We start from the raw sequence: 15,218 nt of genomic DNA, 5'->3' as shown, positions 1-15,218 counted from the left end.
CGCCTCGACACGGCCCAGAGTCCTCGCTCTGGGCGAATGTGCGCGCGCGCGTAATGCCTGAGGACCATGGAGGGCGTCGTGAACGAGCCTGTCGCTCACCACGTTATTTGCCTCGCCTTCAGCGGGTTCCGGCCGGCGGCTAAGTTAAGCAATGCCTCCCACGCAAGCCATCGATCTGCTCTCGTTGACGCCGGACGAGCTGGGCCGGGCGCTGGCAGAGCACTTCGAGGCGAGGGCGCAGCCCCCCTATCGGTCCGCACAGGTCAAGCGGTGGATCTACGAGGGACTTGCGCCGTCGATCGAAGAGATGACGGACTTGCCATTCCGCGAACGGGAAGCGCTGCGTGAGCGCTTCGCACTGGTCGAGGCTGAGTCGGCGCAGGTCGCACTGAGCGAAGACGGCACCGTCAAACATCTCTGGCGGCTCGCCGACGGCGAGTTGATCGAATCGGTGCTGATCCCGACGAAGAAGCGGATGACCCTGTGCATCTCTTCTCAAGTCGGGTGCGCACTCGCGTGCACGTTCTGCGCGACCGGATGGGGTGGCTTCAACAGACAGCTCACAGCCGGCGAAATCGTCTCCCAGTACCGCGCCTCCCGCCGGTGGGCCGAACAGAACGGGCGCGGCACCATCACGAACATCGTCTACATGGGCATGGGAGAGCCGTTCGCCAACCGGAAGTCCGTGCATGCGTCGCTCACCATCCTGAACCAGGGGTACGGAGTCGGTGCACGGCGGATCACGGTGTCGACCGTCGGCGTGGTGCCCGGAATCCTCGAGCTCGCAGAACGGCCAGAGCAGTTCCGGCTCGCGCTCTCGCTGCACGCACCGGAGACCGAGCTCCGCGGCTCGTTGATCCCGTTGGAGAAGAGACACCCCTTGCCCGAGTTGCTGGAGGCGCTCGGGAAGTTCAACGATAGTGGCGGCAAGAGGATCACTTTCGAGTACACGATGATCCGGGGAATCAACGACGACATGGCGTTAGCCCCCAAGCTCGCCGAGATCGCGAGCCAAGTCCGCGCCTTCGTCAATCTCATCCCCTTCAATCCGATTCCCTATCAGGACTGGCGTCCGTCCCCACCGGAGCGAATCAGAGACTTCGCCGCTGTCTTGGAAGCGGCCGGTGTATCCGCTGCGGTGCGTGAGACGCGGGGACGCGACATCGACGCCGCGTGCGGCCAACTCCGCGCCCACACACTCGTGCAGCTCGAACAGGGACGCGGGTAGAGCGAGCAGCCCGTCTCGCGAGACTACCTGATGCCGCGACCGATTCGGCTGCCGCGGATCTCGCGGAGCCACGGGAAAGGCCGGTACGACTCCTTGTTGTATGAGAAGTACGTAAAGACCGCCCGACCCTCCAGGCGCCAACCCTCGAGAAGGCCCCAGTAACGGGAGTCGAGGCTCGTCTCCCGGTTGTCCCCCATCATGAAGTATCGATCCTCGGGGATCACGAGCGGACCCCAAGTGTCCCGTGTAGGCGCATACGTCTGCGGATCGGTGCCGGGTAAGAGGAACTCCCTTTGCCACTCCATCCACGGGTGCGTTTCGTCACCGACGTCGCTGTGCCTTAGGTACGGTTCGTCGAGGGCCTCATCATTCACGTACAGCACGCGATTCCTCATGCGTAGCGTATCGCCAGGCATGCCGACGAGACGCTTTACGAGCTTCAGCGTCTCTTCGTGCGGCGGATCGAAGACGAGCACGTCTCCTCGCTTGGGCGTCGAGTAGCCGGGAATCCGCACGTTCGTAAACGGGATATACGACCCGATGGAGGCGCGATTCACCAGCAACATGTCGCCGACGAGCAGCGTCTCCTCCATCGAACCCGACGTGATCACGAACGTCTGCACGAGGAACGAGCGAAGGAAGACAAAGAGCAGCGCGGCGATGACGAACGACTTCGCCCACTCGACCGCCTTGTTGTGCGGCTGCGCGTCCTTCTTCGACTTTCCGGCTTCCGCGTCGCTACTCCGACCCGTCGCCCTCGCCCTGCCCTTGCTGTTCGCCATCTATCCCGTGGAGTCGTGAGTCGTCGTCTATCGCCTGAACCAACCGCGCGGATCCCACCATGCCGGCTGCTCGCGGCCATCCGCCTCGGGCAGCTCCGGGCGACGCCATTCACTTCCCAGCAGTACGGACACATCCACGTAGAGATTCGAGTCTGGTTGGCTCCGCACGTTATTGATTCCGAGTACATCCGCAACGGCCCTCGCCGTTTCGTCCCGCCCGACGCGGTCCAAGACAACCGAGGTATCGGCGTCGAAGTCCCCAGCGTTTCCATAGTCCACGACGTCGAACCCGGAGTCGCGTAAGTATTCAGTCGCGTCCCGCGCCAAGCCGGCGATCCCGCCTGCGTTCAGGACCTCGACGCGGACGCGGGTGGTCGGCATCGGGCCTCGCTGCGCATCGTTGACCACCGGGGAGGGGGCGACGCCGGATCCAACGACAAAGACACCGACACCAATTGCGACTGCGGCGAGCACCAGACTCCAAGCGATTCGGGAGCGAGAGCTGGCCATCACTCTGTCACCAGCGCGTTCCAGAATCCGACCGTATCCGGAAGCAGATCGAGCCCGCGATCCACGACGTGACGGACTCGCGCGCCCACGATGTCCCGGGTGACAGCGTCGAGCTCCGCAGGCATTCGTGCCCGGAGTCCTGCCCTCCACTCCGGAATGAAAGTTCGCCCCGGATCCAGAAAGTCCGCCGCATACAAGGCACGACCCAGCATGCCGAGCGATGCGTGGCCCACGGTGTGATACGTCAGCGCAATGAGCAGCTCTCCGTCGAGCACGCCATGCACCCGCAGCCGTTCGGCTACAGCGGGCCCATGCAGAATCGGCCCAGGAAGCGAAGATTGGTTAGGGGGCACCTTCGGACGCAGGACGTCAGGCGCGACCTCGCGAAGGGCGTCATGCAGGAATCCGGCCGCACGCCACCGGTACCGGTCCCAGTCGGAGAGTCCGAGTGCGTCGGCCCAGGCACCCAGCAGTTCGGAAACGCGCACCATGTGTGCGCGTCGGCTGGGGCCCACTGCTGCCCACTCGGGCAACGTGCCTTCGGCTGCGGCCTCGATGAGGGGGTGTCGACCGTTGTTCACGGCTAAACATGGTCCCTAGCAGCCCGTGGTAGAAGTACAATGGGCCGCCTCATCGAGTTGACCCGGTTAGCTTTCGGCATGTCGATGCGATGGGACGCACTGCTTGTGCGGCACACGGCGCGCGAGCTCGACGAGCGCCTCGCACGCGCGCGGCTTTCGGCGATCCGTTTGGACGGAGTGCAGCGAGACGTCGTGCTGTTCTTCCGCGATTCGACGCTCCTGTGGCGACTCCACCCTACGCGCGGGTACCTCCAGACCTTCGCCGCGTCCGAGCCTGGGCCGGGCGCCATCAAGCTGCCGACGCGAGTTCGTAGGGTCTACGCGCCCCCGGATGAACGACTCCTCGTCTTCGAATTGATGCCGGTGCGTGGTCGCCGAAGGTCTCGGGACCTGATGATCGAGCTCCTCGGGAACCAATGGAATTGCATCGTGACGGAGGGCGAAGAACAAGTGATCCGGCACGTGCTACACACGCGCGTCGGGAAGCGAACCCTGCGCGTCGGACAGCCCTACGCCCTTCCCGCGCCCTCGGCTAGACGCGGTACCGATGGAGCCATCACGGTCGAGGAGTGGCGAGCGCTCACTTCGGGGCTCGACGATAAGGAGCGTCGCAAGCGCCTCATCTCCAACGTTGCGTGGACATCTCCGGTGAACGCGGCCGCTCTTCTCGACGAATCACTGGAGAATGGCGGTCAGGCGCTCTGGGAGCGGTGGGCGTCCGGGAAGGCCGACCCGGAACCCGTACTGCTCCGGTCGCCTCGAGGACTCCAGCCATACCCTTTCAGGCTGCCACATGAGGACGCGGAGCCGGTGGACTCGCTCATCGAAGCGCTCGAGCGCATGGCCGACCACGACGGTGCCGACGGCTCGCGAGCCGTCTTCCTCGATCCACCGCTGCTTCGCCGCCTCGAGCGCGCGATCGAGCAGGCGGAGCGTCGAGTGACTCGATTGATCGCTGAGCTGGACGGTCTGCCGGACGAGCATGGGCTGCGCGCGATCGGTGACCTCATCCTCGCCCGGTTCTCCGAGATTCCTAGCGGCGTCGCCGGCGTAAGGCTCGAAGACTTCGAGGGGAAAAGTGTCGTGGTAGAGCTCGATCCTGCTCTAGCCACGCACGCCAACGCGAGTGGTTATTACGATCGCGCCGGCAGGGCTACCCGCGCTCGGGAACGGCTGCCGTCTCTCATCGCCCAGGCTGAGTCCGGGCTCACGACCTTGCGTTCGCTCGTCGAGCGGGCCGGTTCGGGAAACGTATCGGCGGGCGAGATCGAGGCGGCCATACCGGATGACGTTCTGACGGTGGGAAAGGGGGGGAGGAAACAGCTACCGCCGTACCGCCGCTTCCGCAGCTCGGGCGGCATCGAGATCCGAGTGGGGCGTGGCGCACGCCACAACGACGATCTCACGTTCCATCACTCCGCGCCGACCGACGTGTGGCTGCACGCCCGCCACACGGCGGGAGCCCACGTCATTCTGAGGTGGAACGGACCCGGCAACCCCCCCGCGCGTGACCTAGAGGAGGCGGCGATGCTGGCGGTTCTGCACTCGAAGGCCCGTACGTCGGGCAGTGCACCAGTCGACTGGACGCTCCGCAAGTACGTCCGGAAGCCGCGTGGGGCGGCACCGGGCTCGGTCGTGCCCGATCGCGTACGGACCGTGTTCGTCGAGCCGGACGAGCGCGCGCTTGAAACGCTCGTCGATAGCGATTACTAGTGGCGCACGGCGTCCATGCCAGACCGGAGGGACGACAGAAAGCTGGCAGCGGAATCGATCCCCCCGTCCTCGAGCACTTGGATCAATGCGCTTCCCACGACGACCCCGTCGGCAACCGCGGCAACCTCGCCGGCCTGCTCCGGAGTGGAGATCCCGAACCCGACGGCAACCGGTAGGGAGACCGCCTCTCGAACTCGGCCGACCTCGTCACGGATTGCATCCCTCAACTCAGACCTCGCTCCCGTGACGCCCGTCCGGGAGATGTAATACAGGAAGCCCGAACCACCCGCAGCAATCTCGGGGACTCGATCCGGCGCAGTGGTCGGTGCGACGAGTCGGATCAGGTCGAGCGGTGACGTGGAGATTCTCTCTTCCAGGCCAGGATCCGCCCCGGCCGGCAGGTCGGTCAGGAGAAGGCCGTTCGCGCCAGCCTCGACGGCATCCGCCAGGAAGGCATCGACTCCGTATCGGAGCACCGGATTCAGGTACGTGAAGAGCACGACCGGCGTCTCGTTCCGCGAGCGGAACGCGCGCAGGTCGGCGAGCACGGAGCGTACGGTCGTTCCGCTCTCCAGAGACACGAACGAGGAACGCTGAATGGTTGGGCCATCGGCGAGCGGGTCCGAGAACGGGATGCCCAACTCCAGCACGTCTCCCCCGGCTGATGCCAGTGCCTCCAAGAGCGGCACGGTCGAATCGAGAGCAGGATATCCGGCGGTGACGTACGGCACGAGCGCGGCTCGACCCTCCGAGCGGCAAGCCTCGAACGTTCTAGAGATCAAGCCAGTAGGTAGTCGCTGACGCGGATCCCGTACCTCTGTGGATCTGCGGTCCGGATGATTTTCCGGATTTGACCTGCAGGCGGATCAGCGTCGGCCAGATCGACTGTGAGAGGTTGCACAAGGGGCACACCCTTCCTGTCCGAGATCACCCGAACCGTCGGCCGATGCAGCAGGTTCAGATCTGGATTGACCTTCGCCACGACTCCGAGCTCGCGCGTATCCAGGATGACGAGGCTCCCGACCGGGTATACCCCCGTCGCGGTGATCAGCACTTTCACGAGCAGGATATCCTGGCCACGCTTCGTGTTGTCGCGCATGTCCTTGAGTACGGCGTCCGGCGACCACGGCTTGTATTGGTAGCTGCGCACTGAGGTGCCAGCGTCAAAGGCGTCGGCGACCGCAACGATCCTCGAGAAGAGCGTGGGTTCGCGAGGACGCTTGTTCGACGGATAGCCCGTGAGATCGATCTTCATGTGATGCTCATACGCCATGAGCATCTGTCGGTAGGGTGTGTCCGCGAAGCCGTGCATGCTGAACAGGATCAGCAGCCCCTCCGTAGTGTGCTCCTTTATCTGCGCCCATTCGTCATCCGTAAGGCCGCCCGCCTTGTTGATGACGTCGAGGTCGACGCGTTGCTTCCCGATGTCGTGGAAGAGCGCCCCGAGCCCGAGCTCGTAGAGCTGGAGCTTATCCAGCGCAAGCCGCTGCCCGATGATCACGCTGAAGATGCAGACGTTCACGCAGTGGGTGAACGTGTATTCGTCGAAGTCCCGCAGCGTCGTCATCGTCACCATCGACGACTCGTTCGAGATCACTTGATCGACAATGCCCTGTACCGCGCGCTTCACCTTGCGGACGTTCACAGCCTTACCGATGCGCGTGTCCCCGAGCGCGTCCTTCGCAACCTGGACCGACTGCGCGTAGGTACGCTTCGCCGCGGTGATCGCGTCCTCATCGTCTTCGGGCTCGTCGCCCTCCTTCTCTGGGCGGAGCTCGATGTGCTGGGTCGGCGTTCGCTCGAAGTGCCGGCTGAAGGCCTCGAAGGGATCGTCCGCATCGGGACTCTGGAGCAGCATGGAGATGAAGGGGGCCCACTCACTACGCTCGATGCCGTGGTGCACCTCGACGGTCCCAATGCCGTGATCCTGTAGCGCGCGAGCAAAGGAACCGAACGTCGAGAAGTTCGTGAGGTCCAGGCGTACCCGAGTCTCGTTCAAGAAGAAGAAGTCTCCTACCACGCGCACCTCGGCGGTGCCGTCGTTCTGCACGACCCGCTCGATCAGCCCATGAAGCTCGGTCAGCGCGGTCTGCACGGTCTCGTTTTCGACTGGATAAAGCTTCAGCGCGCTCAGCGCACTGTAGAACGCCGCCAGGATCCTGCGCCCCTCTTGCTGGTAGTTGATCTCAGCCATTACTCGGCGCCCTCGCCCCGCATGGCGCGACCGACGTTGCTGCGCACGACCGCGTCGTCATCATGGCTCGAGTGACCGAGTGCGTCTCGCGCGGCCTGACTTCCGACCTTGCCAAGCCCGAGCGCGGCGGCGGCTCGGATTTCGGACGGCTCGCGTTTGCCCAGAAATCGCTTGCGGTTGAGCAGACGGCCGAGCAGATCGACGCCGTCGTCGTCTGCGAGCACGCCGAACGCCTCGAAGAACGCGACCTTTTCGGAGATGTCCGCGATGCGAATCTCCTTGCTCTCGAGGATTTCGGCGAGCACCCTGGCCGCTGGTCGGTGTTCGAGTTCGCCGAGTGCTCTCACGGCGGCGATTCGGATGTCCCGTTCCGGATCGTCAAGCATCTGCTCGAGCGCGTCCGCGGCGATCGACGCCTTGAGAGAGGTCACGGCCTCGATAGCCGCGAAACGCACAGCGGGGTCGGCGTGCGCCAATACGCCGACGAGCGCCGGCCCGGCTTCGGCGATCTGCATCTCGCTCGCGAGCCGCACCGCGCCTGCGGCGAGGACGGCGTCGTCCTCCTCCATCAGCTTCACGACCGCACCGCGGTTGAGGTCCGCCATCCCCTGCACGGCGTGCCGCAGAACCGCCTGTAATTCCTTGTGGTCCACACTCTCCGAGGAGCGCAGCAACGGCGCTAGAGCCTCCGCTCCCAGGAAGTGCACGAAGGCACCGAACTGGGTCGCCGAGGCCCTGATCGTGCCATCGGAAAGCGCCTGGATGAGCTCGGTGATCCCCTCCGGAGTACTGATCTCATGGACAATCTCACGACACTCGGCCAACCGCTGCTCGTCGAGCCTTCCCTCCTGGTCTTCGAGCGCGCGTAGCTCCTGAAGCACCTGCGTAGCAGCCGCGATCTGCCCGCGACTGAGGAAGCTCGGCAGAAGAGCCTTGAGGATGCCCAGGATCTCACTCTGGCGCTCGCGGTTCTCTGGCTCCTCCAAGCGATCTAGGAGCGCCGCGAGCACGTCGCTGCTCAGGTCCCTCTCCATCTCCTTCTTGAGTTCCGCGGCTAGGACCTTCATCTCCTCGGGATCGAGGGCGTACAGGGTTGGATTGAAGTCGTCCTGGGAAACCGTCTGCGGCCCTTGTTCTTGCTCGGCGCCTGCCTGGCCTGATTCGGGGGGACCCTGCTCTTCCTCGTCGGCGGTAGCCGCCAACGCCGCTTGCATTTCCGCCGGGCTGTTGCCCGGTCCGGCCTCGGGTAGCGAAACGCCTTCGGCGAGCAAGTCGACGTATTGGTACAGGAAGAACTGGAGGTCGGCCTCCCAAAGAACCGTCAGCAGGTCGTCGCCTTCCGGCACGAGCTTCCGCGCCTTCTGCAACACGCCCAGAAAGCTCACGAGCTCCTCTTCTTCCACACCCGGAAGGAAAGTGACCTCCCTCACGCTGTCTTTGAAGAAGAGGAAAGCGAGCGAGTCGTTCCGGTTCTCGGTGTGATATACCGGAGTCTCACCGAGCAGAAAGTGCTCCTCGGTGACCCTCAGGACGAGCCGGTCGGTCAGCGCCCAGAGTGTCCGGAAGTCCCCGCGCAAGGAATCGACGAAACGCTGCCGGACTGGGTTGTTCTCGTCGTATAGCTGGTACGCGCGGAAGGCCTTCCCCAGTGTGGTGAAGAGGGTCTTGACCTCCCCGACGGGTAGGTCTTCATCCCACCCTGGGTCAGCGGGAAGCCCTCCCTTGCCGGTCACGACCTCCGTCAAACCCGCACCTACAGCAGCAAGTCACCGCGTCCTTCGACGCGGGCGACGTGAGCGACGTCCTTGTCACCGCGACCCGAGAGGCAGACCAACAGAGGGCCGCCGTCCCGGTACGAGGCCCCTTCACGGAGCACGTATGCGATGGCGTGAGCAGACTCCAACGCGGGGATGATTCCCTCCAGTTGCGAGAGCCGACGAAAGGCCTCTAGCGCCTCATGATCCGTGACGGACGTGTACGTCGCGCGGCCTTGTTCCTTCAAGTACGAGTGCTCAGGCCCAACACCCGGATAGTCGAGCCCCGCCGACACGGAGTGGGCAGGGGCCACCTGTCCGTCCGAATTTTGCAGAAGATAGCTCAGCGAGCCGTGCAGAACACCCGGCCTTCCCGCGCTGAGCGACGCCGAGTGCCTGCCGGTCTCGATGCCCGCCCCAGCCGCTTCCACGCCGACCAGGCGAACACCATCCTCCTCCAGGAACGCTGAGAACATACCCATCGCGTTCGACCCTCCGCCAACGCAGGCGACTACGACATCGGGAAGTCGTCCCTCCGCCTCGAGAAGCTGGCTGCGTGCCTCACGACCGATCACGCACTGGAAGTCGCGGACCATGCGTGGAAACGGATCCGGCCCCACGACCGACCCGATGATGTAGTGCGTGTCTTCGACGTTCGTGACCCAGTCCCGGATCGCCTCGTTCGTCGCGTCCTTCAGCGTCCGCGTACCCGACGAGACGGGACGGACTTCGGCGCCCAGCAGTTCCATTCGATAGACGTTGAGGGCCTGCCGCTCGATGTCCTCCTCACCCATGTATACGACGCACTCGATGTCGAAGAGCGCGCAGGCGGTCGCGGTCGCGACCCCGTGTTGTCCCGCGCCGGTCTCAGCGATGATCCGGTGCTTCCCCATGCGCCGCGCCAACAGCACCTGCCCGATCGTATTGTTGATCTTGTGCGCACCGGTGTGGTTGAGATCCTCACGCTTGAGGTAGACGGCGGAGTGACCGATTTCTGCGCCGAGGCGCTCGGCCTTGTAGAGCGGGGTGGGCCGCCCCACGAACGTGGTCAGCAAGTGCTCCAGATCGCGTGCGAACCCGGGGTCGCGCCCGGCTTCCTCGTAGGCCACGACAAGTTCGTCCAGCGCGCGAATTAGAGTCTCGGGGACATATCGCCCACCGAATTCCCCGAAACGCCCCGTCAGGGAGGGAGTCGGGGTGCTCAACCTGTGGCCTCTTGCTTGGACAGGCGGACCGCGTCCAGGCTCGGCCCCGACCGAGCGGCCGAGATGAACGCCCGCACCAGGTCCGGATCCTTCTCCCCGACCTTGGACTCGACACCGGAGGAGACGTCGACCACGTCGGGTCGGAAGCGTGCCACGGCGGCCGCGACGGTGGCAGGGCCCAGTCCACCCGCCAGTATCAGATGCTGTGCGTCGGACAGATGCTCGTGGACCCGCTCTGGGTCGAGCTCGAGGCGGACGCCACCGCCGCCCACGACCCCTGCCTTCCACCCCTCGAGCAGGAGCCCGTCGGCGAGCCCACGATACTTGTCGAGCGCGGTGACGACATCGTCGACGGTGCGCACGCGGACCCCCTTCCACAGAGACCAACTTCCTCGTCGGGCCAGCGCTTCCAAGACGTCCGGAGGCTCGTGACCATGCAGCTGGATCACCTGTGCACGGAGTGCCTCGGCCTTCCTTTCTGCTTCGTCCGCGGACTCATCGACCAAGACGGCTACCGGTCGCGCGCGCACCTCCTCCACCAGCGCGCGTGCTCCTTGCAGATCGACGCTCCGCGGGAAGCCCGAGGTCAAGACGACGCCCAGAAAGTCGGCTCCGTGGTCGTCCGCCATGACGACGTCCTCACGGCGCCGGAGGCCGCAGATCTTCACAAGAGGGGTCTCACGCATGCACACGCTCCACACGTGCGACCCGGGACAACTCCGCGGCCGCGGCTCCGGGATCTGTGGCCCTGAGCAAGGTCTCCCCCACCAAAACCGCATCGACGCCGCCCTGCCCCAGACGCGACACGTCCGCGGCATCGCGAATACCGCTCTCGGACACCACGACGGCATCGTCCGAGATCTGCTCCAGCAGTCTCAGCGTCACGTCGAGATCGGTCGTGAACGTCGCCAGGTCTCGATTGTTGATCCCAATGACTTTCGCGCCCGCCTCCAGGGCGCGGTCGAGGTCGTACGCATCGTGTGTCTCGACGAGCGCGTGCATGCCGAGCGCCTCGACGTGCCTCAGCAGCCCGCGCAGCGAGTCGTCGGACAGGATCCTCACGATCAGCAGGACCGCGTCGGCACCAACCCCCCGGGCCTCGAGCACGTGTAGAGCATCGAGCGTGAAGTCCTTACGCAGAATGGGGATCGCCGTAGCGCCACGGATCTCGACGAGATCCCGGTTCGAGCCCCCGAAGTACGGCTCGTCCGTAAGAACGCTGAGCGCGGCGGCCCCCGACATCTCGTACGATCGCGTGAGTTCTGCGGGCTCGAGGTCTGGGCGGATGGGCCCCGCACCGGGAGACCGCCGCTTGCACTCGGCGATCAGAGAGACCCTCGCAGGATCCGAGATGGCCGCTCGGAAGTCCCGCACCGGGGGCGCGTGCTCGAGAGCTGCTTCGAGGTCGGACGCCCGGTTGTGGAGGGCCCCGAGCTCCGCGCGCTTGGTACGCACGATTTCCGCGAGAATCCCAGGAAGCGCGGCAGGATCTTGCGTTTCGGGCAACGTTCGGGTATCCTTGTTTCGGTTCTTGTTCGGGTTCACCTGGCAATGGAGGGCACGGGAATGCCCCTGACCAAGCGACAAAAGGAAATCCTCGACTACATCGGCGAATTCATCGCCAATCACGGCTATGCCCCGAGCTTCGAGGAGATCGCGAAGTCCTTCGGGTACGCATCGCTCGCAACGGTCCACGAGCATCTGAGCAATCTGGAGCGCAAAGGCTACATAAGAAAGTCCTACAATGAGAGCCGGTCCATCGAGCTCGTGAGACCGGGTCAGGGCGAGCCCTCGATCGAACTACCGTTGCTCGGCGCGGTCGCGGCGGGCCTGCCCATCGAGGCCATCCAGGACACCGAGACGCTCGCCGTTCCCCCGGACATGGTGCGCCGGCATAAGGACAACTACGTGCTGCGTGTCGAGGGAAACTCGATGATCGAGGAGCAGATCCGGGACGGCGACTACATCGTCGTGCAGGCGCAGGAGTCGGCAGAGGACGGGCAGATGGTCGTTGCGCTCGTATCCGGCGAAGCGGCCACCGTGAAGAAGCTCTATCGGGAGCCCGGCGGACGGATTCGGTTGCAGCCTGCGAACCCCGCCATGGCGCCCATCCTAGTCGATGCTGCCGACGTGCGGGTGCAAGGTGTGGTCGTGGGCGTCATCCGAAAGTATTGACCAAACACTAGGATTAGGGGGTGCGGCACGCCGCCCCGCTCCTCCACTTTCCTACGCATCATTTTCATTCGGCTTGCGTGGCGTTCCTCAGTCGCTCGAGGGCCTCGGCTGCGCGCCCGTCGTCGATGCTCGATTCGGCCAGACGGACCCCCGCTTCAAGGGATTCGACTGCACCACCCACGAAGATAGCCCCTGCCGCGTTCAGCAGGACCGCGGTTCTGGCCCCGCCCTGCTCACCGCCCAGAACTCGCTCGATCACTACCGCGTTCTCCGACGGTTCTCCGCCCGCGAGCGAGGCGAGGTCGGCCCTCTCGAGCCCGAGCGCCTCGGGCGTGACCTCGAAACGAGTGAGGCCGGACTCGGTGAGCTCGGCGACGCTCGTTACGCCGGAGGGGCTGATCTCGTCCATGCCGGGCTCTCCATGTACTATGAGCGCTCGAATGTGGCCGAGTTCCTGGAGAGAGCCTGCGACGAGATCGATCAGCTCCGGGTCTGCGACGCCGATGACCTGGCGCTGGGCGCCCGCAGGGTTCGTGAGCGGACCGAGGATGTTCATGACCGTGGTGATGCCGAGCCCGCGTCGAACCGGCCCGACGTGGCGCATCGCCGGGTGCAGCAGGGGAGCAAACATGAACACGATACCCACCTCGGCGAGTATTTCGCCCATGCGGTCCGGGGTGAGGTCGATGGCGACCCCCAGCGCCTCGAGCACGTCCGCACTGCCGCTTCGTGAGGTGAACGAGCGGTTCCCGTGCTTGGCGATCGGTACGCCCGCACCTGCCGCGACGAGCGCAGCCGCGGTGGAGATGTTGAACGTCGTGACCTCTCCGCCTCCCGTGCCAGCCGTGTCCACGAGCCTCGAGGGATCGGACGACGTCACGGGCAGCATGGCCTTCCTCAGCGCACGCACCCCCCCCGCGACCTCGCTGGGTTGTGCCCCTTTGACCCGGAGAGCTACGAGCAAGCCCGCCATTTCCACCTCGGAGGCCGAGCCGGCCATGAAGCGATCGAACGCGGCCTCAGCTTCCTCGGCGCTCAGGTGAACACCCTCCACGACCTTGGCGATGAGTCCCTTCAAGTCCATGTCGTCGTGCTGCTCGGACACGCGCACACTCCAGCTGCTAGGGGCCTCTGAACGAGGCAGAAATCCTAAGCTCCGTACGGTTTTTCTGCCAATCGGCGCCCCCCCGGCGTCGCTTGACATCCGCCCCAGTGAATCTACCTTTTCGCCGTGGAAGCCCCCGAGACGTCCCGATTACAGCTCACCGTCCACTACGACGGCTCAGCGTTCCATGGATGGCAGTACCAGCCGGAGCAGCGAACCGTCCAGGGTGACCTGCAGGCAGCTCTCACCCAGCTCGCGGATTCTCCCCGCACGGTCATCGGTTCGGGCCGCACCGACACGGGTGTGCACGCCACGGGACAAGTCGCGTCGGTCGATATGCCAGCACGGTGGACTCCGGCGAAGCTTCTGAAGGCGTTGAACGCGACATTACCGCAAGAGATCTGGATCGAGTCGGTGCGCCGAGCTGCGCCCGACTTTCATCCCCGGTACGACGCGATCGCCAGGACATACACCTATCGTGTGGGCGTCGATGACCAGGCCCGGTCTCCCTTCCAACGTAGACAGTGCTGGCCGCTGTGCGAGACGCTCGACACCGAGTTGTTGACCGCTTCAGCCGCGGACGTCCTCGGGGAGCACTCGTTCGAGGCGTTCACCAAATCGGGCCGGCCCGAGCAGCGTGGGTACCAGTGCGACGTGGCGGAGGCCGCATGGGCCGACTGGGAGCTGGGCATTCGCTTCGACATCACGGCGGACCGCTACCTGCACCACATGGTGCGGTACCTCGTCGGCACCATGATCGACATCGCGCGGCACCGCCGACCGACCGCGGACATCGCCGCACTGCTCTCCGGCCACGGCAAGCTCACCACCTCGCCACCCGCACCGCCCGAAGGGCTCTTCCTCGCCCGGGTGGAGTACCCGGAGAGCGCCCTGCTGGCGGACGAGCCACCGGCATCACCTTCACGGAGCACCGCCACCGCATGAAGATCTTCCTCGACACCGCCGACCTCGTCGAGATCCGACGCGCCGCTGACGCCGGCCTCGTCGACGGTATTACAACCAACCCGTCGCTCATCTCGAAGGTCGCGGGCGACCGAGATCCGAAGGAGATCTACCTCGAGATCTGCGAGATCGTGGACGGTCCGATCAGTCTCGAAGTCGTGGGCGTCGACAGGGACACCATGGTCGCGGAAGGACGGAAGTTGGCCGCCATCCATGAGAACGCGGTGGTGAAGGTGCCGCTCACCGAAGACGGGCTGAAGGCGTGCCGCGATCTTCGCGCGGAAGGGTTTCACACCAACGTGACGCTTTGTTTTTCCGTTTCGCAGGCTCTGTTGGCCGCCAAGGCAGGCGCGACGTACGTGTCTCCGTTCGTTGGCCGGATCGATGACATCTCGGGTGAAGGGATGGACGTCATCCATCAGATCCGTCAGGTGTACGACAACTACGGGTACGAGACGCAGATCCTCGTCGCCTCGATTCGCCACCCTGTGCATGTGGTGGAGGCGATGATGCTCGGGGCGGACTGTTGCACGATGCCGCCTAAGGTCCTGTGGCAGCTCAGCAAGCACCCGCTGACCGACCGCGGGCTCGAAGGATTCTTGACGGATTGGAACAAGTTAGACGCGGAAATCTGAGCGTCGTGGGCCTAGCAGGGTGATCGGAAAGGGGGGCGGGCCGCGCGACCCACGCCTGACGGCGCGGGTGCCCCGCGCTTGCGCGCGTTCAGGCAAGGAACGACGAGGAGTCGTAGCCGAGCGGGCACCGCCGCCGAAGGCGGTGGTCCGACGAGGAGAGACGATGGATCAACCGCGCGGGCACCGACGCGAAAGCGTTGGTCGCCATGTGCCCAACACCATGGCTGAAAGGACACGGAAGTATGTGGGTTGCGGTGGCACGGCCCCATCTCCGTCGTTGGAGCTCCTCGAAGTAGCTACGGCTACGCCTTCGTCGCACCGCGACCCGCGCAATGCGCGGGTGCCCTCTGGGGCCGTGGCACTCGGGGACCCG

General features: G+C 65.0%; 15 protein-coding genes. 5 read left to right on the top strand and 10 right to left on the bottom strand.

Annotated features, from left to right (window positions below):
- The first annotated feature begins 151 nt into the window (after positions 1-151).
- On the top strand, positions 152-1,228 hold the full coding sequence (gene rlmN / locus IIB36_04410; protein ID MCH7530991.1) for a 23S rRNA (adenine(2503)-C(2))-methyltransferase RlmN: 1,077 nt from the start codon (positions 152-154) through the stop codon (positions 1,226-1,228).
- A 23-nt stretch (positions 1,229-1,251) separates the two neighbouring features.
- Here the strand turns inward: rlmN and lepB are convergent, their stop codons facing one another.
- The 3 genes from lepB to IIB36_04395 all read right to left on the bottom strand — a co-directional run bounded on the left by lepB (position 1,252) and on the right by IIB36_04395 (position 3,101).
- On the bottom strand, positions 1,252-2,010 hold the full coding sequence (lepB, locus tag IIB36_04405) for a signal peptidase I (protein MCH7530990.1): 759 nt from the start codon (positions 2,008-2,010) through the stop codon (positions 1,252-1,254).
- A gap of 27 nt (positions 2,011-2,037) precedes the next feature.
- Positions 2,038-2,391 (bottom strand): LytR C-terminal domain-containing protein, encoded by a 354-nt coding sequence (locus IIB36_04400; GenBank protein ID MCH7530989.1) that lies wholly within the window; start codon positions 2,389-2,391, stop codon positions 2,038-2,040.
- Positions 2,392-2,519: 128 nt separating this feature from the next.
- Positions 2,520-3,101, bottom strand: a complete 582-nt coding sequence (locus IIB36_04395) for a hypothetical protein (GenBank protein ID MCH7530988.1) — start codon at positions 3,099-3,101, stop codon at positions 2,520-2,522.
- A 39-nt stretch (positions 3,102-3,140) separates the two neighbouring features.
- Here IIB36_04395 and IIB36_04390 point away from each other — a divergent pair, with 39 nt between their 5' ends.
- A complete protein-coding gene (locus IIB36_04390) occupies positions 3,141-4,814 on the top strand; it encodes a DUF814 domain-containing protein (GenBank protein ID MCH7530987.1) in 1,674 nt (557 codons plus the stop codon).
- Here IIB36_04390 and IIB36_04385 read toward each other — a convergent pair.
- The 6 genes from IIB36_04385 to trpC are packed head-to-tail and all read right to left on the bottom strand — an operon-like array spanning position 4,811 to position 11,473.
- Positions 4,811-5,596, bottom strand: coding sequence for a tryptophan synthase subunit alpha (locus IIB36_04385; protein MCH7530986.1), 786 nt, complete (start codon positions 5,594-5,596; stop codon positions 4,811-4,813). The genes IIB36_04390 and IIB36_04385 overlap by 4 nt on opposite strands.
- Complete coding sequence (locus IIB36_04380) at positions 5,593-7,008, bottom strand: HD domain-containing protein (protein MCH7530985.1); 1,416 nt, start codon at positions 7,006-7,008, stop codon at positions 5,593-5,595. Before IIB36_04380 ends, IIB36_04385 begins: the two co-directional genes overlap by 4 nt.
- Positions 7,008-8,741: a HEAT repeat domain-containing protein gene (locus IIB36_04375; GenBank protein ID MCH7530984.1), complete on the bottom strand. Its 1,734-nt coding sequence runs from the start codon at positions 8,739-8,741 to the stop codon at positions 7,008-7,010. Before IIB36_04375 ends, IIB36_04380 begins: the two co-directional genes overlap by 1 nt.
- A gap of 20 nt (positions 8,742-8,761) precedes the next feature.
- Positions 8,762-9,967 carry a tryptophan synthase subunit beta gene (gene trpB / locus IIB36_04370; GenBank protein MCH7530983.1) on the bottom strand — a complete coding sequence of 402 codons (1,206 nt, stop codon included), beginning with the start codon at positions 9,965-9,967 and terminating at the stop codon, positions 8,762-8,764.
- Positions 9,964-10,653: a phosphoribosylanthranilate isomerase gene (locus tag IIB36_04365; protein ID MCH7530982.1), complete on the bottom strand. Its 690-nt coding sequence runs from the start codon at positions 10,651-10,653 to the stop codon at positions 9,964-9,966. The genes trpB and IIB36_04365 overlap by 4 nt, the downstream gene beginning before the upstream one ends.
- On the bottom strand, positions 10,646-11,473 hold the full coding sequence (gene trpC, locus IIB36_04360) for an indole-3-glycerol phosphate synthase TrpC (GenBank protein ID MCH7530981.1): 828 nt from the start codon (positions 11,471-11,473) through the stop codon (positions 10,646-10,648). The genes IIB36_04365 and trpC overlap by 8 nt, the downstream gene beginning before the upstream one ends.
- 60 nt (positions 11,474-11,533) lie before the next feature.
- Between trpC and lexA the strand changes: the two genes are divergently transcribed.
- Positions 11,534-12,142 (top strand): transcriptional repressor LexA, encoded by a 609-nt coding sequence (gene lexA, locus IIB36_04355; GenBank protein ID MCH7530980.1) that lies wholly within the window; start codon positions 11,534-11,536, stop codon positions 12,140-12,142.
- Between the two features lie 64 nt (positions 12,143-12,206).
- Here lexA and trpD read toward each other — a convergent pair whose 3' ends face one another.
- Positions 12,207-13,226, bottom strand: coding sequence for an anthranilate phosphoribosyltransferase (gene trpD, locus IIB36_04350; GenBank protein MCH7530979.1), 1,020 nt, complete (start codon positions 13,224-13,226; stop codon positions 12,207-12,209).
- 147 nt (positions 13,227-13,373) lie between these two features.
- Here trpD and truA point away from each other — a divergent pair, with 147 nt between their 5' ends.
- Positions 13,374-14,192: a tRNA pseudouridine(38-40) synthase TruA gene (truA, locus tag IIB36_04345; protein MCH7530978.1), complete on the top strand. Its 819-nt coding sequence runs from the start codon at positions 13,374-13,376 to the stop codon at positions 14,190-14,192.
- Positions 14,189-14,845 (top strand): fructose-6-phosphate aldolase, encoded by a 657-nt coding sequence (gene fsa / locus IIB36_04340; protein MCH7530977.1) that lies wholly within the window; start codon positions 14,189-14,191, stop codon positions 14,843-14,845. The genes truA and fsa overlap by 4 nt, the downstream gene beginning before the upstream one ends.
- Positions 14,846-15,218 lie beyond the last annotated feature (373 nt).

The sequence above is a fragment of the Gemmatimonadota bacterium genome (genome assembly GCA_022560615.1).
Classification (GTDB): Bacteria; Gemmatimonadota; Gemmatimonadetes; order Longimicrobiales; family Gaopeijiaceae; genus UBA1138.
Note: the sequence above shows the minus strand (reverse complement) of the source record. Positions and strands in the feature narration are given on the sequence as shown.